Consider the following 21,402-nt stretch of genomic DNA (forward strand, 5'->3'; position numbering starts at 1 on the left):
TTGCTTATCCATTGCGCAGCGGTAACGTGACGCTAACGCGCGTGCCGTGAGTGCAGGAGATCCCCAGCGAGCCGCCGAGTGCCGTCACGCGTTCGCGCATGCCGGCAAGGCCAAAACCGTGCTGCGGGGAACCCAGCGGTAAGCCGCAGCCGTCGTCTTCGATCACCAGCAGCAACCGCTCGTCTTGCAATGTGCCTTGCAGCGTCACCGCACGGGCGCTGGCGTGTTTCACCACGTTATTGAGTCCTTCCTGGCAAACGCGAAACAGCGTGACGCGCTGCGCTTCACTCAGTCGCGCTTCGTCGATGTGCCAGTCGAGATGGCTGATGATGCCGTGCCCTTCCAGCTCCATTTCCCGCATCAGCGAACGAATTGCCTGCTCGAGTGAAAGATCGTCCAGCTGACGCGGACGCAAGCGCCCAAGCAAACGGCGCACGGAATCGTAAATGCCCAGCGACAGCTGCTCAATCAACATGCCGCTCTGCTTCACGCCACTTTCCGGACTGATGCGCTGCATGATTCCGGCCTGGGTGCGAATCGCGGTAATAGTCTGGCCGATATCATCGTGCAGTTCGCGCGCCACTTCGCGTCTGACGCTCTCTTCGGTCTCCAGCAGGCGTTCCGTCAGGCGGCGATTGCGCACCAATTCGGTTTGCAGCGACTGATTGAGTTCACGTAAACGCTGAATACCCGCGCCCAGCAGCAGCCCGGTCAGGCTTTGCGCCAGCAGGGAGAGCAGCAGATCGACCGCGTGATCGTGCCAGGTCTGGCTGGCGATCAGCGCGATGGCGTTCATCAGTGTGGCAATCAGCGCGCCCTGCCAGCCGTAATGCCATGCCAGCGCAATAATCGGCAGCGCCAGACAAAACGGTGTGAAGCGCGACAGCTCTGCAGGCAGACCCAGCTGCAACCACAAACTGACCATAAACAGCAGCACATAACCAAACAGATGGCGTACGCGCCAGTTGACCGGCTGACCGACCAGCGACGGGCCAAGCGGCTGCCAGCGCGTGCTGGTGAGGTAATGCCAGATCACCAAACAGGTTGGTGCCACGGTCAGTGCGCCGGTGAGCGTGAGCAGCACCGCATTCAGCGCGACGGGTTCAGCGATCCACGGCAATGCCTGCAGCAGCGCCGCGCACACCATCGCAGCGCCCTGCCACAGCAAGGTGTGCCAGTCGCGTTGATGACGATAACGGGAGATCAGCGCCACCGGCAGCAGCGTCAATAAGCTACCCAGCATCAGCAGCGGCAGATGCGCCAGCGCCACTTCACGTGAGAGCCAATAAAGCAGCAACCCCTCAGCACCAAGCAGCACCGGCCAGTAGGCGCGCGGGCACTGCAACATCAGTCCAAGGCGCAGGCCAAAGGGAAACAGCAACACCGCCAGCTCAGGACGATCCGCCAGATGCAGGCTGATGCTCCACAGGCAAAACCACGCGGCAGAGAAGATACAAAAACTGGCGATGACGGCAATCAGCCGTGAAAAGAGTGGCTGCATTACCAGCCATCAAACATGCGGCGCGCCAGTTCAACGTCATTACTGACGTTGAGCTTTTCCAGCAAATTGGCGCGATGGACGTGAACGGTTTTCGGCGACAGGCCAAGTTCGGCCGCGATCTCTTTTACCGCTAAACCTTGCGCCAGTTTCTCCGCCACCTGGCGTTCGCGTTTGGTGAGCGGGTCCTGACGTCCGGAGGCGAGCTTCATAGCAATATCGGGCGTCAGATAGCAGCCGCCTTTGGCCACGGTATGCACCGCGGCGATCAGTTCATCCGGGCTGCAACGTTTAGAGAGGAATCCACGCGCGCCCGCATTCAGCGCCTGCTCCACCAGCGCCGGACTGTCGTGCACCGACAGCATGATGGTCGCCATGCCTTTCGGCAGTTGGCTCAATAACTCGAGCCCGGAAATATCCGGCATCGAGATATCGCAGATACACACCTGCACGCCACGCCCCGGCAGCATATTGAGCGCTTCCCGCCCGGAACCGCATTCGGCAACAACCTGGAAATCCGGTTCCAGCCCCAACAATTGGGCAAAACCCGAACGGACGATCACATGGTCGTCGATGAGCGCGATGGTGGTCATGAGGTTTCCTGGCGGCGAAAAAACGCGCTTACCTTAGCGATAAGCGAGGGAAGCTTCAAGAGGGTTGGGTGGGTTTGGGTCACGTAATTCGTTGCGCCTGCAAATATGCATATTATGAATATGCAGGTATAAAAAAACCCCGCCGAAGCGGGGTTTGATAAGCAAGAAGCTTAGAGCGATTAGCCCTGCAGCAGAGACAGAACCTGCTGTGGAACCTGGTTAGCTTTCGCCAACACTGAGTTACCCGCCTGCTGGATAATCTGTGCTTTAGACATGTTTGAAACTTCAGTGGCGTAGTCAGCATCCTGAATACGAGACTGTGCTTCAGACAGGTTAGTAGTGGTGTTGTTCAGGTTAGTTACCGCTGAATCCAGACGGTTCTGAATCGCACCCAGGCTTGAACGGAACTTATCGACCTGGGCAATTGCAGCATCCAACTTAGCGAGTGGGTCAGCAGTAGTCATAGCTTTAAGGTCTGATGAAGCAATTTCATCACCTTTAGTTGCTGAAGGCGACGCACCACCTGCACCCGTTACTGTAGCTTTATAAACTTTATCACCATCACGGATAACTTGTTGTGCGGTGTTTGTTGAATCCATCGCATATTCAACGTTTTTTCCGTCAGCAGTTGTAATCACTGATGTGTTACCAGTTGCAGTATCTACGTTTACAGCCAAGAAAGTACCGTCAGCGGTCTTCGCTGCGTATTGGCCAGAGACAGCATTGCCATCTTTGTCCAGAACTTGTTTTACTTCTAAGTTTTTGCCGTCGCTATACACAGACATTGGTGAATCATTGTAAGCAAGATTTTTGCCTGTAGTACCAGCTTTCAGGTCTACAGACTGTGCTTGACCAGAGCCATCTGCAACGAAGGCAGTTACACGACCACCAAAGTTTGCAACCTGAACATCTTTGCCATCAACCTTGACTTTTTCATACCCAGTTGCAGTCTGCTTCAGTACGTTGAATGCGTTACCTGCGGTGTTAGCGTCTTGAGCAACGAAGTAGGTCTCACCTTCGATCTGCAGTTTGTACACATCAGTGGTTGCATCACCAGTTGCATCGCTCTTATCGCCAGTAGCTGTAGCTCCGGTAAAATATGTTGCAACACCTGCAGTTGCATATGTTGCACCGAATGCCTCTTCACCAGCTGCAGTCTCGCCATTAGCAACAGCCACATTAGTTAGTGCTGGTGCAACTTCGCTTTTCAGAGCAACAGATGCAGAAGTGGATACTGTCCCAGGCGCTACGCTGAAAGTATTCAGTTTCAGCGTAGTAGAGTCAATTTGCTTCAAATCAATAGTGATAGTTTCGCCATCGTTCGCGCCTACCTGAATTTTCATTGAACCGTCTTTTGCCAGCACGTTCACGCCGTTAAACTGAGTCTGACCTGATACACGGTCAATTTCGTCCAGACGGGATTTGATTTCGTCCTGGATTGAAGACAGGTCAGAATCTGAGTTAGTACCGTTCTGAGACTGTACGGTCAGTTCACGGATACGCTGTAAGTTGTTGTTGATTTCTGACAGTGCGCCTTCAGTAGTTTGCGCAGCTGAGATACCGTCGTTGGCGTTACGCGCTGCCTGAGTAAGGCCTTTGATGTTAGAGGTAAAGCGGTTAGCAATTGCCTGGCCCGCTGCGTCATCTTTAGCGCTGTTAATACGAAGACCAGAAGACAGACGCTCGATAGAAGTAGACAGAGCAGACTGGTTCTTGTTGATGTTGTTCTGAGTGATCAGCGAGAGGCTGTTGGTATTAATGACTTGGGCCATGATAATTTTCCTGTTAATCAAGTCTTTCGGTTAAGGTGTGGGCTTCAACCCGCCGGCTTCAGCGCCGTCAATGTTGTTATCGTCTGCCCTTAAACAACCTTTAGATTTTTTTTAGGACCAGGTGAAAATTTTTCCCTTCAACCTGTCACGTTTATCTTTATCGCCCTGCCCGAAGCGTTCTTTAGGCCAACCTGATCATTTTTCTAGCGTCCGAAATACCCTTCTCTATATACGCTATTCGCTTTATTACCCGCCGGTAAATAATTCTAAACTTTGCCCATAAAGAGCCGATAACCCGCGGTATTGATTCTCCGTGTCGACATAGAAAGGAAACAACATGACCACCATTTCTACCCTCGGTATCGGTTCAGGCCTCGATTTAAGTACCATCCTGGATAACTTGAGTACGGCTGAGAAAGCGTCTTTAACGCCTATCTCTAATCAGCAGACGGCTTATACCGCGAAGCTGAGCGCTTACGGCACCTTGTCGAGCGCGTTAACCACCTTCCAAGCCGCCAACACGGCATTAAACAGCGCGGATTTGTTCACCGCAACCAGCGCAGCCAGCAGCACCACTGCGTTCAGCGCCACCACGTCTGGCAGCACCATCGCCGGGAAATACAGCATTAGTGTGACGCAGCTGGCGCAGGCACAGACCCTAACTTCGGGCGTACAAACCAGCAACACCACTGCGCTGGGCAGCTCCGATGCCAGCCGCACGCTGTCGATCAAACTGGCCGACGGCACCAGTAAAGACATTACGCTGACCAGTGCACAAACCTCATTAACCGGCATGCGTGACGCGATTAACGGTGCCAATGCCGGTGTCAGCGCCAGTATTATCAAAACCGGTGATGGCGCTTATCGTCTGTCGCTGACCGCGTCGAAAACCGGTGAGGCTAATGCGGTTTCTTCCGTGACCGTGACTGGCGATGACACACTGCAAGGCATTGTCGGTTTTGATTCAACCAAAACCGATGCGGATAATCCGCTGGATGTCAGCGTCGCCGCACAAGATGCCGAGTTAACGGTCAATAACGTCGCCATCACCAGCAGCACCAACACCATTAGCGATGCGCTGGAAGGGATTACGCTGAATCTGAATGATGTCACCAGCGGTAATCAGACGTTGACCATCACGCAAGATACCTCTAAAGCCTCCACCGCAATTTCCAACTTTGTGGATGCCTACAACAATCTGCTGGATCAGTTCACTAGCCTGACTAAATACACAGCTGTGGATGTCGGCTCAGATACACAAGATTCCAGCAACGGTGCGCTAGTTGGCGATAGCACGCTGCGCGGCATTCAAACCCAGATTAAAAGTTTGCTGACCAACACGGCTAGCTCTTCAACCTACAAAACGCTGGCGCAAATCGGTATCACCACCGACCCGACCACCGGTGAGTTGTCGCTGGATTCCGACAAGCTGAAAACCGAGCTGACCAAAGATCCGGCGGGCGTGAAAGAGATGATTGTGGGTGACGGTAAAACCACCGGTATCACCACCAAACTGGCGACTAACCTGACCAGTTGGCTGTCATCTACCGGCAGCATTCAGTCCGCGAAAGATGGCGTCAGCAAGACGCTGAATAACCTGACTGAGCAGTACAACAACATGAACACGCGTATCAACGCCCTTATTGCGCGTTATAAGACGCAGTTCACGCAACTCGACGTCACCATGAGCTCGCTGAACAGCACCAGCGATTACCTGACACAGCAGTTCGATAGCATGACTTCGAGCAGCAGTTCTAAATAGTAAGGAGTGACCATGTACAGCGCTACAGGCACACAAGCCTACGCAAAAATCGGGGTGGAGAGCTCAGTGATGAGCGCTAATCAACAACAGCTGGTTACGCTGCTGTTTGACGGTGCGATCAGCGCACTGGTCCGCGCCCGCCTGTTTATGCAGGACAACAATATCCAGGGAAAAGGTAACTCGATTTCCAAGGCCATTAACATCATCGAGGGCGGACTCAAGCAGGGCCTCGATGAGCAATCAGGCGATGACCTGACCGATAACCTGTTAGGACTCTACTCCTACATGGTTCGCCGTCTGGTTCAGGCTAATCTGCGTAATGATGTCGAAGCCCTCGAAGAAGTTGAAGGTCTTCTGCGCAATATCGCTGATGCCTGGAAAGAAGTCGTACAACCTCAACACCTTCAGGACGCCGTTTAATGAATATTGCACCGCCACTGATTACCGTTTACCAACAGTTACTCGACCTCAGCCACGGAATGCTGCGTTTGGCAGCAGACGGCGAATGGGATGATTTGATTACCAAGGAAGTGGACTATGTCAGTGCGGTGCAAAGACTGGCGCAAACAACCGCAGCCGCCGCACCGTCGCGCCAGCTGCAAGAGCAGCTGCGTCCGGTGTTACGCCATATTCTCGATAATGAGAGCGAAGTGAAACGTCTGCTGCAGTTGCGTATGGACGAATTGACGCAGCTGGTGGGCCAGTCATCGATGCAGAAATCGGTGATGAGCGCGTATGGCAAGCAAGGTAGTGTGTATTTGCCGCAGGGTTGATTCGGATTCTGCGCGCTGATGCCCTCACCCCGGCCCTCTCCCACAGGGAGAGGGAGATGCTGCAATATGTCAGATGGCCCGATCGGTTCCCTCTCCCACAGGGAGAGGGAGATGCTGCAATATACCTGATGGGCTCGATCGGTTCCCTCTCCCACTGGGAGAGGGTTAGGGTGAGGGAAAGCTACTTCTGCGTCGCCGTCGAAACCGGACGCATAATCTCTGGCTCGATATTCTGAATCACCGCCTCATTCGGACGCTTCGCCACTTCTTCCAGCGCCTGCTGGCACTCAACGGTTGGGCGATCCACTTTACGCAGTCTCAATCCATCGTAACGCAGCTCACCGTTCTCTAGCACCAGCGGCATCACGCGCACCTGACGCGTCACGTTAACCCAGTCATCGCCCAGACGCGTTAATTTGCCCGGTTTGGCAATCACGCGCTGCCACTGACGGCAATCCAGCGTGTCGCCCTCGGCACCAATAATCAGGCTGCCCATCGCTTGCTTGCTGATCAGCTTGCTTTGCGGCCCCACGGTTTGCCAGTTGCCCTGCAGCTCCAGCGGTGCCGGGGTTTTCACCGCCTGGTCATAATTGCTGATCTGCGCACAACCACTCAGCGCCAGCGCGGCCACTATCATCCACTTTTTCATTCTCGGTCCCTACACTCGCATCAATGGCGGCTACGTTATAATTTTTCCCGCAGGTTGCGCAAGGTATCTACTGCGCGCCGCATGATTTTCCTCAAGCTGCTCACTTCTGCGCCGATAACTCTTCTGGAGTTAAAAGTGCCTGTAAAAACAATAATGACCGATTACACACTCACCTTCGTTACGGAGAATCCCGTTATGCGATTGACCCTTCGCGCGCGTCTGACATCGATTGTTGGCCTGCTGTGCATTTTACTGATTGTTGCCGCCATCTGGGGAATCATCGGCCTGCGCGCCGCCGACCAACGGGCGCAAAACGCCTATCAGAATGAGCTGTTACCGCTGCAATATTCATCCCGCCTGTATCGCATGGTGCAGGAACAATCCGCGACCCTGTTCGATGCCCTGCGCTACTGGACCGACAGCAGCGAAGTGGAGAAACGTCTGGCGCGCATCGCGCAGTACGGCGAGCAGATTGCCAAAGACCGCCAAACCTGGCAGCAGCTGTCGTTTGATGCGCAAACCAAACCGCTTAGCCAGCAATTCATCACCCATCTCGATGGCTGGCAAACCGCGCTGAAAGATGCCGGTGAACTGCTAAAGGGCGGCAACCCGTCCGGCGCGCTGGTGGTGATTGAAACCCGCCTGCGCAGCGGCAGTCAGCTGCTGCAACAGGACATCGATCAGCTTGATGCGTTAATGCGCCAGCATGCGGAACTCACCTATCAGCAGAGCAACAGCGATTACCAGCTGGCGCGTAACAGCCTGATTATCATATTGCTGGTCGGGCTGAGCGTGGCGCTGGTGTTCGGCTGGCTGCTGATCCGCTCGATCAACCGCTCGATTGCTCAGGCGCGCGAGCTGGCCGAATCGATTGCGGCCGGTGAACTGAACCACGATATTGGCAGCGTTTCACGCGATGAGATGGGCGAACTGATGCAGTCGCTGCTGCGCATGGATGTGCGTCTGGCGGAGATCGTGCGCGACGTGGGCGAAAGCGCCACTGCGCTGAGTGATGCGGCGCGTCAGATGGCCGATGGCAATGACGATCTCTCTGAGCGCACCCATTCGCAGGCCAGCTCGCTGGAACAAACCGCCGCCAGCATGGAGCAGATGACCGCCACGGTGAAACACAACGCCGATAACGCTGCACAGGCCAACGAACTGGCCACCGACGTGCGTCATCAGGCCGAACGTGGCAGCAGCGTGCTGCGTGATGCGGTCAGCGCTATGGAGGAGATCGAATCTTCCAGCAAGCGCATCGCGGATATCAACCGGGTGATCGATGAGATCGCCTTCCAGACCAACCTGCTGGCGCTCAACGCAGCGGTTGAAGCAGCACGCGCCGGTGAACAGGGACGCGGCTTTGCCGTGGTGGCGTCCGAAGTGCGTCAGCTGGCGCAGCGGTCCGCCGGGGCCGCCCACGAGATCAAAGCGTTAATCGATGCCAGCGTGGGTAAAGTGGAAGCCGGCAGTGCGCTGGTGCAGCGTTCCGGCGCAATGCTCAATGACATCAATCAGGGCGTGGCGCGCGTGGTGGACATTGTCGGTGAAATTGCCGTGGCCAGCCGCCAGCAATCCAGCGGCATTGAGCAGGTCAACACCGCAGTGATTCAGATGGATGGCGCGACGCAGCAGAACGCCTCGCTGGTGCAGGAAGCCAGCGCCGCCAGCCAGACCGTTAGCGAACATGCCGGATTGCTGGTGGAGAAGATGGCCTTCTTCCGCCTGCAGCAGCGCTAAGGAGCGGGATGATGCGTAAACTTCTCGCTATGTTGGCGGCGTTGCCGCTGTTGAGCCACGCCGCGACCACGCTGAATATTGCCACCATCGCTAACGGCGATATGACCATCATGCAGCAGCTCGCCACGCGCTACGAACAGGAGCATCCTGACGTCAAACTGCAATGGCATGTGATGGACGATGGCGCGCTGCGTCAGGCGGTGCTGTCGGCGATGAATAGCGGCCAGGCGCAGTTCGATGTCATCACCGTCGGCACCTATGAAGCGCCGCTGTGGGGTGAAAAAGGCTGGCTGGCGCCGCTCAATAAGCTGCCCGCCGATTACGACAGCGATGATCTCATCGCGCCAGTGCGCAAAGCGCTGTCGTTTCAGCAAACGCTTTACGCCCTGCCGTTCTACGGTGAAAGCAGCATGACCTATTACCGCAAAGATCTGTTTGCGCAGAAAGGGTTAACCATGCCCGATAATCCCGACTGGACCGATATCAAAAACTTCGCCGCCAAACTGACTGACCCGCAGAAAGGCATTTACGGTTTGTGCCTGCGCGGCCAGCCTGGCTGGGGCGATAATGTGGCGTTCATGACCACCATGGCGAATGCCTATGGCGCGCAGTGGTTCGATGAAAACTGGCAGCCGACGCTCAACTCGCCGGAGTGGCGCGAGGCGCTGGGTGATTATTTGCAGGTGGTGAAGCAGGATGGACCCGCGGATACGGTGAAAAACAGTTTCGGCCAGATTCTGCGCCTGACTGCGCAAGGCAAATGCGCGATGTGGATCGACAGTACGGTGGCAGCCGGTTTGCTGGTGAATCCGCAGATCTCATTAGTCGCCGATAAGCTGGCCTTTGCGCCTGCGCCGGGCGGTATAACGCGTAACGGCTCCAATTGGTTGTGGTCGTGGGCGCTGGCGGTACCGGCGAATACGCCGAATCGCGAGGCGGCGATTGCCTTTATTAGCTGGGCGACGTCAAAACAGTATATCCAGCAAGTGGCCGATACCGTCGGCTGGGGCGCGGTGCCGCCGGGCAGTCGCAATTCGACGTATCAGCAGGCGAGCTATCAGCGCCTGGCGCCGTATGCCGCGCAGGTGCGTGCGGCGATTGATTCGGCCACCGTCGAGCAGCCGACGCTCAATCCGGTGCCTTATCAGGGCGTGCAGTACGTGAGTATTCCCGGATTTGATCAGATGGGTAATGCCGTCGGGCAGAATCTGGCGGATATGCCGAGCGGTAAACTGACGCTGGATGAAACGCTGGCGAAGAACCAACTAGATGTGACGCGGATTTATCAGCAGATGCATTGATAGGCGGTGATCACAAGTTGCACATACCTTAGCGGCGCGCTTTATCGCGCAATAAATTGCGCCGCTACGATGCCCATGTTCTGTAAGATCGGAAACTGACAAGGCCACATGCGCGCGTTACACTAGCGCGCAAGTTGATACGCAGGAACACCGAATGAAAACTCCAGAAGAGTATTACGCTCAGGCGCGCACGATGTTTTTCGCCGCCCACCCCGATTTCCAGTCTGCACTGGATGAACTCACCGAAAGCGATGCCCGCCAGGCAAACCTGTCATTAGCGCAGTTACGCGACTGGCATGCAGAACGTATTTATGCCGCGTTTTTGCGTCAGAAGAAGCTGGATGGCATGCTGTTTTCCATTCAACTCGCGGAGCCCGATAAAGCCGTTGCCGCGGATGCCATTGAAAAGTATCTGAAATCTCACGCAGAAGCCTTAGGCATGACGTGGGAAGAGTTCTGCATCAAAAACGAGTTGTAATCGGCCACGCACTGTAACGGCATCAAAGATACATCGCCAACCACACAAAATGTTCAGGAAAAAGTTGTACAAGTTGAGAAAACTTGTATAACTTACTCATCACGACGTCAGTCGTAGATTGTCCTTGAACGAATGGTGCTGTTGCACCGCCTCTGGAAGTGTTGCTGGATTTCCACTTCCAGAGGTAATATTTTTTCTTACCCTTCCCGCTCAATCCCTTTTACTTCGATATAACTTGCCACCGCCAGCAGACGATTGACGTGGGTCAGCAGCAGATCAACATCGGACTGTAAAAATTCCTGCGATGCGCGCGAAGCGGTAACAATCGCCTCCTGCACCGTATCGGAAATAGTCAACGAGTTATTCTCTTTCGCCTGAATCAGCAGCGCGGCAATCAATAACGACTGCGCCTCTACCTGCGCCACCAGCTCTTTTGCTTCCACATCCATTTTTGCCATTTTCAATAAGATATCGATAACCAGTTGGCGCATATTTACCCCTGTTTTTATTTACAGTACTATATCGCACCCGATCCAATGAATGGAACGACCCTGATGTTTGTGGAGTTGATTTACGATAAGCGTAACGTGGCCGGATTACCGGGTGCACGCGAGATGATTTTGCAGGAGTTGGAAAAGCGTGTACAGCGCGTCTTTCCCGATATTGAGGTGCGCGTCAAACCGATGGAGCGTAACGCGATAGATACCGATATGAGTAAGAACGATAAAGCGACAGTTGCGCGGATTGTTGAAGAGATGTTCGATGAGGCAGAAATGTGGCTGGTGGCCGATTAGGCCACCAGTACGCTAGGCGCTTAGCTTTCCTGCTCAGCATGGTTGATGGCGATTTCCAGATCCTGAATCGCCGCATCAATGTCATCCAGCAGCTTGCCCTGCTTGTTCAGCAAGGTGTCGAAGCGTCCCGCGTATTCGGTGTCTTTATACTCACCCGCATCAAACGCCAGCCAGTGGGCAGATAGCGTCTCAGTGTTGGTCTGCGCGTAGTGGCGCATCTCTTTAAGCTGGGAGGTGACATCACGCAAGTATTCAGTTTTGGTTTTTACAGTTTCTGTATCACTCATGCTATCTTCCTTTTCGCTTAATAAGACGATTTAAATAACGCTTGAATGATTAAAGGTAGTGCAAAATATCGAAGCTGCCTTAGGAATAATCGGAAGTGACTAAAACCTGTTAGTAAACAGGGGACATCCCGGTCCCCGATGCTGAGTCGTCAGGCATTACAGATACTTCCTCGCCAGATCAATCAGCTCATCCTTCGCGGCATCGCCCAGCTTGATTACGCCCTGCTCGACAAAGCTAAACGCTCTGACAAAATCCTTCACCCCTTCTGAGAACGCCTGAGTCCCGTCGTGGCTCTGCGCCGTTGCGGCGGCTGGCGGCGCATCGGCTGCAGCGGGAGCAGCGACTTCCGGTTCGCTGGGCGGCGCAACATCGGCTGGCGCAGGCGTTACCGCCTCAGGCGCGGCAGTGGCCGCCACCTGCGCGGGTGCAGCGGTTATCGCCTCGGGTGCCGTAGCCGATGCCGGCGCAACTTCAGGTGCTGCTTCTGCGACGACAGCAGGCGTCGCTTCAGGTGCTACAGCGGTCGCCGGTGCAGCAACGGGCGTGGCGACTTCGTTGGCGAAATCTTCCGCTGGTGACGATGCGATGGTGCTGGTTGGATTGATGACAGTTTGATCGCTCATAATGCTCTCCTTCATACTGAATAAAGATCGCAGTCGGGCAAGACTGGCTGCAATCCACGGGGTAATTCGCATGATGCCCTCCTTAACGCTTGGGTTGAGGTGGCGACTTATCTCCTTCTGCCGGTTTCCCTTTGTCAGCCGGATTGCTGACCGGGTGCTTCACGGTGCCATCGAGCTTGTTCTGCAGCGCCACCAGCTGGCTGGTAAGCTCCGCCACACGTGCTTCACGTCGTTCCGATATGGTTCGATATTGCTGTCGAATCTCTTCAACACGCTGATTGGCGCTGTTACTGACGAACAGGAATAGCACCGTCATCGCCACGCACATCAACGACAACATCAGCAAAAAGCCGCCGAAGAACAGTTGGCGCCGATGGTTTTTCACTACGTACTCACTGTTTATCTGCATCATCACGACTCTCCTCCAGAGTGGTAATCAGTTGGTTAACCTGGCTGCGAAACTTCTCGCTGTGCTCGGCTTCCGTGGTGGCCAGCAAAATGCTCAGGGCGTTTTTTATCAGCCGCAGATCGGTTTCCAGCGAAGAGATACGCCGCAGGTTTTTGTCATGTCGGATGCGCAATTCATCGTTTTCCTGGCGCATCAAGGCGTGACCCTCTTTGAGCAGCATCACCTGTTCTTTGTAACTGGTGATGATCTCCCCACCGGCACGATTGCTGGTGACGATAGCGGCGATACCCGCCATTAACGGTTTCCAGAACACAGCTGCTGCGCCGCCGCCGAGAAGCAACGCACCTACGCTGGTGACTAAACTACTTTCCATGCTTCACCTCTCACCCCTGGCAAGGGATGTGCCCCATAAGCACGCTGACCACCCTTGCCAGCTTCGCGGTCAACGCCTGAATTTAAGTTTACTTTAACTTATGAATTTAAGTATACTTAAGTAGTTCCTTCAGGAGATGTCAAGATGATGAAAAAAGAATCTTCCGGTGAGCGCATCCGGACACGACGTAAAGCACTACAATTGACGCAGCAGGCGCTGGCCAAAAGCATTGGGGTGTCGCATGTGGCTGTATCGCAGTGGGAAAAAGAGGAAACCGTACCGCGTGGCGAGAATTTGCTGCGGCTCGCGCAGTGGCTGCAATGCACCGCGGCATGGATTATCGACGGGGATGGCGAAGTGTTTGCCACCCACGCCAAAGCCGCACCGGTTGCGGCGGTGCCATTGATTAGCCTGGCGCAAGCGTCAGCGTGGTTGAGCGAGGAACGGTTGTTGCTCAAACAGCAGGCTGCGCATTTTCTCTATAGCGAGAGTCAGTTGGGCGACGGCGCGCTGGCGGTCACGATAGACGATCAGGCGATGCAGCCCGATTACCGGCCCGGTGACAAAGTGATCTTTGATCCTGACGTTCAGCCGCAGCCGGGCGATGTGGTGCTGGCGCTGGTGGATGGCGTGGCACGAGTGCGGATTTATCGCCTGCAAACGCAACAGCAGGATGAGCAGATCTTCACATTGCGCGCGTTGAATGATGATTTTCCGCAGCTGCATTCGGCGGAATCGGCGCTAGAAATTATCGGCACGCTGATGGAGTTGCGACGTTACCGAAGCGGCTAGCCGCTTCGCTTAAGCTGTTATAATAAAAAAAGTTTAGCCTGATCGCGGGAAGCTATGGACAGACCCCGCGGTAAGGCTGCTAATCTAGCCGCAAAATAATAAATTATCCGGACAATCTCGATGCTCACCACAATTATTTACCGCAGCCATCTGCACGATCACGTGCCAATCAAAACGCTCGAAGATATGGTTGCTAAAGCCAATAGCAAAAACAAAAACTTCGACGTTACTGGCATCCTGCTGTTCGACGGCCTGCACTTCTTCCAGCTGCTGGAAGGACCGCGCGAGTCCGTTCAGGGCATATACAAGCGTATTTGTCAGGACGCACGCCACCATAATCTGGTGGAGTTAATGCACGACTTCGCGCCTGAACGCCGTTTTGGCAAAGTCGGCATGGAGCTGTTCGATCTGCGCGAGCATGACAAAGACACAGTGCTGCAAGCCGTGCTGGATAAAGGCACCTCGCGTTATCAGCTCACCTACAAAGATCGCGCGCTGCAGTTTTTGCGTACCTTCGTGGTGGCGCGCGACAAAGAGAACTACTTCGAGATCCCGCCAGCCAACACCTGGGAATTTGTTCCGGATATTGAATGGCAGAACGATCTGGAGGGTATCGATCAGAGCCTGCAGGATTGCCGCTTTGCTTTTCAACCCATCATTGATCCCTTCGCGCGCCGCGTCACTTCGTTTGAAGCGCTGATCCGCACGCCAAACGGTGGCTCACCCGATGAGTATTTCTCCGCGTTTGGCGGCGAAGCGATTTATCACGCGGATATCAAATCGAAACGTCTGGCCTTTCGCGTGGCGAGCAAACTGGGGATTGGCGAGCATCGTCTGTCGATCAATCTGCTGCCGATGTCACTGGTGACGGTGCCAAACGCGGTGGAATTCCTGCTTACCGAGATCAACGCCAGCGGGCTGGTGCCGCAACAGGTGATCGTCGAAGTGACCGAAAATGAGATCATTTCGCGCTCGGATGAGTTTGCTGCCGAAGTGAGAAAGTTGAAAGCGGCAGGTATCAGCCTCGCGCTGGACGATTTTGGTGCCGGTTTTGCTGGCTTGTCGCTGTTATCAAAATTCCAGCCGGACAAAATCAAAATCGATCGCGAGCTGATCCGCGATGTGCACAAAAGCGGACCGAAGCAGGCGATCATGCACGCCATCATTAAGTGCTGCGCATCGCTGGAGATTGCGGTGATTGCCGAAGGTGTCGAGCAAGCTGAAGAGTGGATGTGGCTGGAAGCCGCAGGCATTAGCCAGTTCCAGGGTTTCCTGTTTGCTTATCCGCTGCTGAATGGATTCCCGGCTGTGGCGTGGCCTGAGATTAAATAGTGTTGGTCGCCATGCATGGCGACCCCACCAATCAGTAATACGTTACCTCAATATTGCCATACTGCTTATCAATCACGTTGCCTGCCGCGTCAACGCTAATAATGTCGCAATAATAGGGAACGTCGTGTTTGTATTTGCAGACATTGCTGACGGTTTTAATTTGGTCATTTCGCTTCACCGTGGTGACCACGTCAGAGATCTTTTTCTTATCTTCTGCTCGCACCGCGGTAGCTCGCGACACTTCCGTTCCGGCCTGGGTAATACTCAATACCGCCATTTCACCGGCGCTGTTATAAGCGAGGTGAAACGCGGCATCGGAGGCGGGCGATGAGATCTGCTCAACCAAACCCTGTTTGTTATAGGCAATATCCACGGTCATGGTCGGCGTGACTTTCTTGACCATGGCGCAGTTTTTATCCAGCGTCACCACCACGTCCTGACCGTTTTCACTGCCTTTTAATTGGTCGCCATCGCGCGTGACATCAATCACTTCGCCCTGTTTGCGCACCGATTTCACGTGCGTCGGACAGCCGTTGCGGTCAAAATCGACATTCACTTCGAAGATCTGCTGGCCGTCGGCGGTAAACAGCGTTTGATGGGTCGTTTTGACTTTGCCGGGCAGCGCTTCGAATTGATACAGATAGGCAAAGTTTTTCATTTGCGGGTAGTAAGTCGCGTCATCCTTGTCACATCCCGTGAGCAGGACAATAGCGATTAAAAACAGCGGGGTTTTCTTCACGTGAGAATCCTCTTCTCAAAATAAGGCAGCGCGTTTGGCGGTGTACTCACTGTGATGCAGCAACCTTCCCGCCTGATATAACACCATTACCGCGCTGGACTATACCCGAAAGAAATACCCGAAAGAAACTAAACCTGCATGCTCATGATATCGGTATACGCCGACACCAGTTTGTTACGCACCTGTACACCCATCTGCATGGAAATAGAGGATTTTTGCAGATCGACCATCACATCATTTAACTGGATACCCGGTTTACCCATTTCGAAATCCTGCGCCTGAGCGCGGGCCGTAGTCTGGGTTTCGCTGATCTTGTCGAGTGCTGCTTTCATGGTGGCACTGAAATCGACCTGATTAGTGGACTCCGCTTGCTTACCGCTGGCCTGCAGAGACGTCATCTGCAGCTGCTGCAGCACACCCTCAATCGCCTGAATTGACATTGCCTGACCCCTAATGAAGAAGTGATTAAATTTTCACGATGAGAAAGTTAACACACTGTCAATAGGACAAAGGCGCTAAATGACCGCAAAAAACCCGGCTTATCCACCCATCGATGTCGCGGCTTTCAACAAATAATGCCTGCCATTAAGTGGAATTTAATTTTTCTCCTCTCCCGATTTTAGGGGAGAAGTCTTCAGGGAGTACGTTTTGTCACCACAACACCACACCCGATCAATAATGTCAGGCAGGAATCGGTCATGAATGCGAGTGCAGCCGCTACACAGGATACAGCTAAGAAAGGCTTCAGTGACCTTCTCGCCCGCCTGCGCGCCAATCCGCGTATTCCCTTAATTATCGCTGCTGCTGCGGTTATCGCGGTGGTGTTTGCGTTGGTGCTGTGGGCAAAAGCGCCAGACTATCGCGTGCTTTATAACAACCTCTCCGATGAGGATGGTGGCGCGATCGTCACGCAGCTGACGCAAATGAACATCCCTTACCAGTTCGCCGATAACGGTGGAGCACTGATGGTGCCCGCCGATAAAGTGCATGAGCTGCGTCTGCGTCTGGCACAACAAGGCTTGCCGAAAGGCGGCAACGTTGGCTTCGAACTGATGGACAAAGAGAAGTTCGGGATCAGCCAGTTCAGCGAGCAGATCAACTATCAGCGTGCGCTGGAAGGTGAACTGTCGCGCACCATCGAAACGCTCGGTCCGGTGAAGAGCGTACGCGTGCATCTGGCAATGCCGAAACCGACCTTATTCGTGCGTGAGCAGAAAGCCCCTTCCGCCTCGGTGACGCTGAACCTGCAGCCAGGCCGCGCATTAGATGAAGGCCAGATTCAGGCCATTCAGCATATGGTCTCCAGCAGCGTGGCCGGTTTACCGCCGGGCAACGTTACCGTTGTCGATCAGGCCGGTCGTCTGTTGACCCGCTCTGACAGCGAAGGTCGCGACCTGAATGACGCGCAACTGAAATATGCGTCTGAAGTGGAAGCGCGCTTCCAGCAGCGTATCGAAGCGATCCTCAATCCGATTGTCGGTCAGGGCAATGTGCATGCGCAGGTGACGGCGCAGATCAACTTCGACCGCAGCGAGCAGACCGACGAGAAATACCAGCCGAACGCCAATCCTAACAACAGCGCGGTGCGTTCACGCCAGACCAGCAACTCCGAACAGAATGGCAGCCCGTATCCAGGCGGCGTGCCGGGTGCATTGTCGAATCAGCCTGCGCCAGCCAATACCGCGCCGGTGACCAATCCGCCAACGAATAACAACAATAATGCCAACGGCCAAAACGCCAACGCGCAAACCGCCAATGCGCAGAATAACGGCAGCACCACCAGCACCGCACAGCCTTCTGGCCCGAGCAGCTCAACGCGCAACGACACGGTGAACTACGAGCTGGACCGCACCATTCGTCATACCAAGCTGAACGTCGGCGATGTGCAGCGCCTGTCGGTGGCCGTGGTGGTGAACTACCGCGACGACGGTAAAGGCAAAGCGGTGGCGCTTAACGAGCAGCAGATCAAGCAGATTGAAGATTTAACCCGTGAAGCGATGGGCTATTCACAAACCCGTGGCGACAGCGTCAACGTGGTGAACTCTCAGTTCAACATGACCGAACCAAGCGGTGGCGACCTGCCATTCTGGCAGCAGCAATCGTTCTTCGATCAGCTGATGACTGCCGGTCGCTGGCTGCTGGTGGCGTTGGTTGGCTTCATCCTCTATCGCAAGCTGGTACGTCCACAGCTGGTGCGTAAGAAAGAGCAGGAGAAGGCAGCGGCTGAAGCGCTGGCGGCACGCTCTGCGGCCATGGAAGAAGAAGAAGCCTTTAACGTTCAGCTCAGCAAAGACGAGCTGGATCAGGAGCGTAAATCTACTAACCGCATGAGCGCCGAGGTGATGAGCCAGCGTATCCGCGACATGTCTGAAAACGATCCGCGCGTCGTCGCGCTGGTTATCCGCGAATGGATGAGTAAAGAACTATGAGTCTGACCGGTACAGAAAAAAGCGCCATTCTGATGATGACCATCGGCGAAGAGCGCGCGGCGGAGGTGTTCAAACACCTTAACCAGCGTGAGGTTCAGCATCTGAGTGGTGCTATGGCCAACATGCGCCAGGTTTCACACAAACAGCTGACCGAAGTGCTGCGCGAGTTCGAAGCCGATGCCGAACAGTTTGCGGCGCTGAGCCTCAACTCCAACGATTATCTGCGTTCGGTGCTGATCAAAGCGTTGGGCGAGGAGCGAGCTTCAAGCCTGCTGGAAGATATTCTCGAGAAAAACGAGACCACCAGCGGTATGGAAACGCTCAACTTCATGGAGCCACAGGCGGCGGCCGACCTTATTCGCGACGAGCATCCGCAGATTATCGCCACCATCCTTGTCCACCTCAAACGTGGTCAGGCGGCGGATATTCTGGCGCTGTTCGACGAGCGTCTGCGTCACGATGTGATGCTGCGTATCGCCACCTTCGGCGGTGTCCAGCCGGCGGCGCTGGCGGAGTTGACCGAAGTACTGAATGGCCTGCTCGACGGCACCAACCTCAAGCGCGCGAAGATGGGCGGCGTGAGAACCGCAGCAGAAATTATCAACCTGATGAAAACCCAGCAGGAAGAAGCGGTTATCGAAGCAGTACGCGACTTCGATGGCGAGCTGGCACAGAAGATCATCGACGAGATGTTCCTGTTCGAAAACCTGGTGGAAGTGGACGACCGCAGCATCCAGCGTCTGTTGCAGGAAGTGGAATCCGAACAGTTGCTGGTGGCATTGAAAGGTGCCGAACAGCCGCTGCGCGAGAAGTTCCTCAAGAACATGTCCGCCCGTGCGGCCGATATCCTGCGCGACGATCTGGCCAACCGTGGTCCGGTACGTATGTCGGCGGTGGAGAACGAGCAGAAGGCCATTCTTCTGGTGGTGCGCCGCTTAGCAGAATCCGGCGAGATGGTGATTGGTGGTGGCGAGGAAACCTATGTCTGATGCCTTTTCCGCCCGCGCGTGGCAGCGCTGGCAGCCTGATGATTTAGGCAGCCCGTTCGGTGCCGAACCGGAACCTCAGTTAGAGGAGCCGGAGATCGATGTCGAACTGAGCGCCGAAGCGGAACAGCAGCAACAGCTGGAACGCATGCAGCAGCAGATGCGCAAAGATGCGCAGACGCAAGGCTACAGCGAAGGCTATCAGAAAGGTTTCGCCGAAGCGCAACAGAACGGTTATGACGCCGGTTTCCAGCAAGGCTTAGCCGATGCGCAGCAGCAGCAAGCGCCGCTGCAGGCACGTATGCAGCAGTTGGTGACCGAGTTCCATCACACGCTCGAAGCACTCGACAGCGTGATCGCTTCACGTCTGATGCAGCTGGCGCTGGAAGCCGCGCGCACGGTGATTGGCCAGGCCACGCAGGTGGACGGCACCGCCCTGCTGCGTCAAATCCAGCAGCTGATTCAGCAGGAACCGATGTTCAGCGGCAAACCGCAGCTGCGCGTCCATCCGGACGATCTGCAGCGCATCGAGCAGACGCTGGGTCCAACGCTCGATCTGCATGGCTGGCGCTTGCTGGCCGACAGCACGCTGCATCCTGGCGGCTGTAAGCTTAGCGCCGAAGATGGCGACCTTGATGCGAGCGTGGCAACGCGCTGGCAGGAGCTGTGCCGCCTGGCCGCTCCGGGGACACTGTAATGACCTCCTCACGCCTTTCACGCTGGCTCGGCGCGCTCGACGCCTTCGAAGAACGCATTTCGCAGGTACAAACCGTGCGTCGTTACGGGCGCCTGACGCGCGCCACCGGCTTAGTGCTGGAAGCCACCGGCCTGCAACTGCCGCTCGGTGCTACCTGCATTATTGAACGTACCGATGGCAGCAAGATCACTGAAGTTGAAAGTGAAGTGGTCGGCTTCAACGGGCAGAAACTGCTGATGATGCCGCTGGAAGAAGTCGACGGTATTTTACCGGGCGCACGCGTTTATGCGCGCGTCAGTGGCGACAGCGGGCACAGCGGCAAACAGATGCTGCTGGGCCCGGAACTGTTGGGTCGCGTGCTGGACGGCAGCGGCAAACCCCTCGACGGTTTACCCGCGCCGGAAACCGGCTATCGCGCCCCGCTGATCACCGCGCCGTTCAATCCGCTGCAACGTACGCCGATTGAGGATGTGCTGGATACCGGCGTGCGTGCCATCAACGCCCTGCTCACCGTGGGTCGCGGTCAACGTATGGGCCTGTTCGCCGGTTCCGGCGTCGGTAAAAGCGTGCTGCTCGGCATGATGGCGCGTTACACCAAAGCCGACGTGATCGTGGTGGGGTTGATTGGTGAACGTGGGCGTGAAGTTAAAGAGTTCATTGAAAATATTCTCGGTGCCGAAGGCCGTGCGCGTTCGGTGGTGATCGCCGCGCCGGCGGACGTCTCGCCGCTGCTGCGTATGCAGGGTGCCGCCTATGCCACGCGTATCGCTGAAGATTTCCGCGATCGCGGCCAGCATGTGCTGCTGATTATGGATTCCCTCACCCGCTACGCCATGGCGCAACGTGAAATCGCACTGGCCATCGGTGAGCCGCCGGCGACCAAAGGTTATCCGCCTTCGGTGTTCGCCAAACTGCCCGCGCTGGTGGAACGCGCCGGTAACGGTACGCACGGCGGCGGTTCAATCACCGCCTTTTATACCGTGTTGACCGAAGGCGACGATCAGCAAGACCCGATTGCCGACTCGGCGCGTGCCATTCTCGACGGCCACATCGTGCTGTCGCGCCGTCTGGCGGAAGCCGGTCACTATCCGGCGATTGATATCGAAGCGTCAATCAGCCGCGCCATGACCTCATTAATTGATGAGACGCACTACGCGCGCGTGCGTCAGTTTAAACAGTTGCTCTCCAGCTTCCAGCGCAACCGCGATCTGGTGAGTGTGGGTGCGTATGCCGCAGGCAGCGATCCGATGCTGGACCGCGCCATCAAGCTCTATCCCGAGATGGAAGCCTTCCTGCATCAGGGCATTTTCGAACGCAGCGACTACGACGATGCCTGTTTGCATCTGCAGGCGATGTTCGGTTAACGCCAAACGA

24 protein-coding genes are annotated in these 21,402 nt (G+C 55.4%); 13 read left to right on the forward strand and 11 right to left on the reverse strand.

What is annotated here, in order from left to right; genetic code table 11:
• Positions 1-4: 4 nt before the first annotated feature.
• From uhpB to MWH02_RS21465, 3 genes are all read right to left on the reverse strand, one after another.
• Positions 5-1,501, reverse strand: a complete 1,497-nt coding sequence (uhpB, locus tag MWH02_RS21455; RefSeq protein ID WP_271461428.1) for a signal transduction histidine-protein kinase/phosphatase UhpB — start codon at positions 1,499-1,501, stop codon at positions 5-7.
• Positions 1,501-2,091, reverse strand: a complete 591-nt coding sequence (gene uhpA, locus MWH02_RS21460) for a response regulator transcription factor UhpA (RefSeq protein ID WP_271461429.1) — start codon at positions 2,089-2,091, stop codon at positions 1,501-1,503. The genes uhpB and uhpA overlap by 1 nt, the downstream gene beginning before the upstream one ends.
• A gap of 179 nt (positions 2,092-2,270) precedes the next feature.
• Entirely contained in the window at positions 2,271-3,863 is a 1,593-nt protein-coding gene (locus MWH02_RS21465; protein ID WP_271461430.1) for a FliC/FljB family flagellin, read from the reverse strand.
• Between the two features lie 337 nt (positions 3,864-4,200).
• On the opposite strand from MWH02_RS21465, the gene fliD reads away from it, so the two are divergent.
• Genes fliD through fliT form a run of 3 tightly spaced genes read left to right on the forward strand, consistent with a single transcriptional unit; the run spans position 4,201 to position 6,398 of the window.
• Positions 4,201-5,625, forward strand: a complete 1,425-nt coding sequence (gene fliD / locus MWH02_RS21470; protein ID WP_271461431.1) for a flagellar filament capping protein FliD — start codon at positions 4,201-4,203, stop codon at positions 5,623-5,625.
• Positions 5,626-5,637: 12 nt separating this feature from the next.
• The gene (gene fliS, locus MWH02_RS21475; protein ID WP_137386033.1) at positions 5,638-6,045 is read left to right on the forward strand and encodes a flagellar export chaperone FliS; all 408 of its coding nucleotides are present in this window, start codon (positions 5,638-5,640) and stop codon (positions 6,043-6,045) included.
• Complete coding sequence (gene fliT / locus MWH02_RS21480; RefSeq protein ID WP_110866410.1) at positions 6,045-6,398, forward strand: flagella biosynthesis regulatory protein FliT; 354 nt, start codon at positions 6,045-6,047, stop codon at positions 6,396-6,398. Before fliS ends, fliT begins: the two co-directional genes overlap by 1 nt.
• A 181-nt stretch (positions 6,399-6,579) precedes the next feature.
• Here fliT and yedD read toward each other — a convergent pair whose 3' ends face one another.
• Positions 6,580-7,047 carry a lipoprotein YedD gene (gene yedD / locus MWH02_RS21485; protein WP_137386035.1) on the reverse strand — a complete coding sequence of 156 codons (468 nt, stop codon included), beginning with the start codon at positions 7,045-7,047 and terminating at the stop codon, positions 6,580-6,582.
• Between the two features lie 195 nt (positions 7,048-7,242).
• On the opposite strand from yedD, the gene MWH02_RS21490 reads away from it, so the two are divergent.
• From MWH02_RS21490 to MWH02_RS21500, 3 genes are all read left to right on the forward strand, one after another.
• Positions 7,243-8,787, forward strand: a complete 1,545-nt coding sequence (locus MWH02_RS21490; protein WP_137386036.1) for a methyl-accepting chemotaxis protein — start codon at positions 7,243-7,245, stop codon at positions 8,785-8,787.
• An 8-nt stretch (positions 8,788-8,795) separates the two neighbouring features.
• Positions 8,796-10,088 carry an ABC transporter substrate-binding protein gene (locus MWH02_RS21495; protein WP_271461432.1) on the forward strand — a complete coding sequence of 431 codons (1,293 nt, stop codon included), beginning with the start codon at positions 8,796-8,798 and terminating at the stop codon, positions 10,086-10,088.
• A gap of 154 nt (positions 10,089-10,242) precedes the next feature.
• A complete protein-coding gene (locus MWH02_RS21500) occupies positions 10,243-10,566 on the forward strand; it encodes a DUF6388 family protein (protein WP_101764036.1) in 324 nt (107 codons plus the stop codon).
• Between the two features lie 197 nt (positions 10,567-10,763).
• Here the strand turns inward: MWH02_RS21500 and iraP are convergent, their stop codons facing one another.
• Positions 10,764-11,057 (reverse strand): anti-adapter protein IraP, encoded by a 294-nt coding sequence (gene iraP, locus MWH02_RS21505; protein WP_061717593.1) that lies wholly within the window; start codon positions 11,055-11,057, stop codon positions 10,764-10,766.
• Positions 11,058-11,120: 63 nt separating this feature from the next.
• Between iraP and MWH02_RS21510 the strand changes: the two genes are divergently transcribed.
• Positions 11,121-11,360 (forward strand): DinI-like family protein, encoded by a 240-nt coding sequence (locus MWH02_RS21510; protein WP_101764035.1) that lies wholly within the window; start codon positions 11,121-11,123, stop codon positions 11,358-11,360.
• Between the two features lie 20 nt (positions 11,361-11,380).
• Here MWH02_RS21510 and MWH02_RS21515 read toward each other — a convergent pair whose 3' ends face one another.
• From MWH02_RS21515 to MWH02_RS21530, 4 genes are all read right to left on the reverse strand, one after another.
• A complete protein-coding gene (locus MWH02_RS21515) occupies positions 11,381-11,647 on the reverse strand; it encodes a hypothetical protein (protein ID WP_110866413.1) in 267 nt (88 codons plus the stop codon).
• A gap of 156 nt (positions 11,648-11,803) precedes the next feature.
• Positions 11,804-12,271 carry a hypothetical protein gene (locus MWH02_RS21520; RefSeq protein WP_271461433.1) on the reverse strand — a complete coding sequence of 156 codons (468 nt, stop codon included), beginning with the start codon at positions 12,269-12,271 and terminating at the stop codon, positions 11,804-11,806.
• Between the two features lie 82 nt (positions 12,272-12,353).
• The gene (locus MWH02_RS21525) at positions 12,354-12,683 is read right to left on the reverse strand and encodes a hypothetical protein (RefSeq protein ID WP_192233531.1); all 330 of its coding nucleotides are present in this window, start codon (positions 12,681-12,683) and stop codon (positions 12,354-12,356) included.
• Positions 12,664-13,053: a hypothetical protein gene (locus MWH02_RS21530; RefSeq protein ID WP_110866415.1), complete on the reverse strand. Its 390-nt coding sequence runs from the start codon at positions 13,051-13,053 to the stop codon at positions 12,664-12,666. The genes MWH02_RS21525 and MWH02_RS21530 overlap by 20 nt, the downstream gene beginning before the upstream one ends.
• Before the next feature lie 144 nt (positions 13,054-13,197).
• Here MWH02_RS21530 and MWH02_RS21535 point away from each other — a divergent pair, with 144 nt between their 5' ends.
• Both MWH02_RS21535 and MWH02_RS21540 read left to right on the forward strand, forming a co-directional pair.
• Entirely contained in the window at positions 13,198-13,845 is a 648-nt protein-coding gene (locus tag MWH02_RS21535) for a S24 family peptidase (protein ID WP_271461434.1), read from the forward strand.
• Positions 13,846-13,965: 120 nt separating this feature from the next.
• The gene (locus MWH02_RS21540; RefSeq protein ID WP_192411597.1) at positions 13,966-15,177 is read left to right on the forward strand and encodes a diguanylate phosphodiesterase; all 1,212 of its coding nucleotides are present in this window, start codon (positions 13,966-13,968) and stop codon (positions 15,175-15,177) included.
• A 31-nt stretch (positions 15,178-15,208) separates the two neighbouring features.
• Here the strand turns inward: MWH02_RS21540 and MWH02_RS21545 are convergent, their stop codons facing one another.
• Together MWH02_RS21545 and fliE are read right to left on the reverse strand one after the other, a co-directional pair.
• Entirely contained in the window at positions 15,209-15,916 is a 708-nt protein-coding gene (locus MWH02_RS21545) for a YnfC family lipoprotein (RefSeq protein ID WP_271461435.1), read from the reverse strand.
• Positions 15,917-16,044: 128 nt separating this feature from the next.
• Positions 16,045-16,356 carry a flagellar hook-basal body complex protein FliE gene (gene fliE / locus MWH02_RS21550; RefSeq protein ID WP_008105389.1) on the reverse strand — a complete coding sequence of 104 codons (312 nt, stop codon included), beginning with the start codon at positions 16,354-16,356 and terminating at the stop codon, positions 16,045-16,047.
• Between the two features lie 258 nt (positions 16,357-16,614).
• Between fliE and fliF the strand changes: the two genes are divergently transcribed.
• From fliF to fliI, 4 genes are read left to right on the forward strand one after another with little or no spacing between them, the layout of a single operon-like run.
• On the forward strand, positions 16,615-18,345 hold the full coding sequence (fliF, locus tag MWH02_RS21555; protein ID WP_192233527.1) for a flagellar basal-body MS-ring/collar protein FliF: 1,731 nt from the start codon (positions 16,615-16,617) through the stop codon (positions 18,343-18,345).
• On the forward strand, positions 18,342-19,334 hold the full coding sequence (gene fliG / locus MWH02_RS21560; protein ID WP_101763955.1) for a flagellar motor switch protein FliG: 993 nt from the start codon (positions 18,342-18,344) through the stop codon (positions 19,332-19,334). The genes fliF and fliG overlap by 4 nt, the downstream gene beginning before the upstream one ends.
• The gene (gene fliH, locus MWH02_RS21565; RefSeq protein WP_137386041.1) at positions 19,327-20,028 is read left to right on the forward strand and encodes a flagellar assembly protein FliH; all 702 of its coding nucleotides are present in this window, start codon (positions 19,327-19,329) and stop codon (positions 20,026-20,028) included. Before fliG ends, fliH begins: the two co-directional genes overlap by 8 nt.
• The gene (gene fliI / locus MWH02_RS21570; protein ID WP_008105395.1) at positions 20,028-21,392 is read left to right on the forward strand and encodes a flagellar protein export ATPase FliI; all 1,365 of its coding nucleotides are present in this window, start codon (positions 20,028-20,030) and stop codon (positions 21,390-21,392) included. The genes fliH and fliI overlap by 1 nt, the downstream gene beginning before the upstream one ends.
• Positions 21,393-21,402: the final 10 nt, after the last annotated feature.

Origin of the sequence: Pantoea leporis (genome assembly GCF_028048155.1) — a bacterium.
GTDB lineage: Bacteria > Pseudomonadota > Gammaproteobacteria > Enterobacterales > Enterobacteriaceae > Pantoea > Pantoea leporis.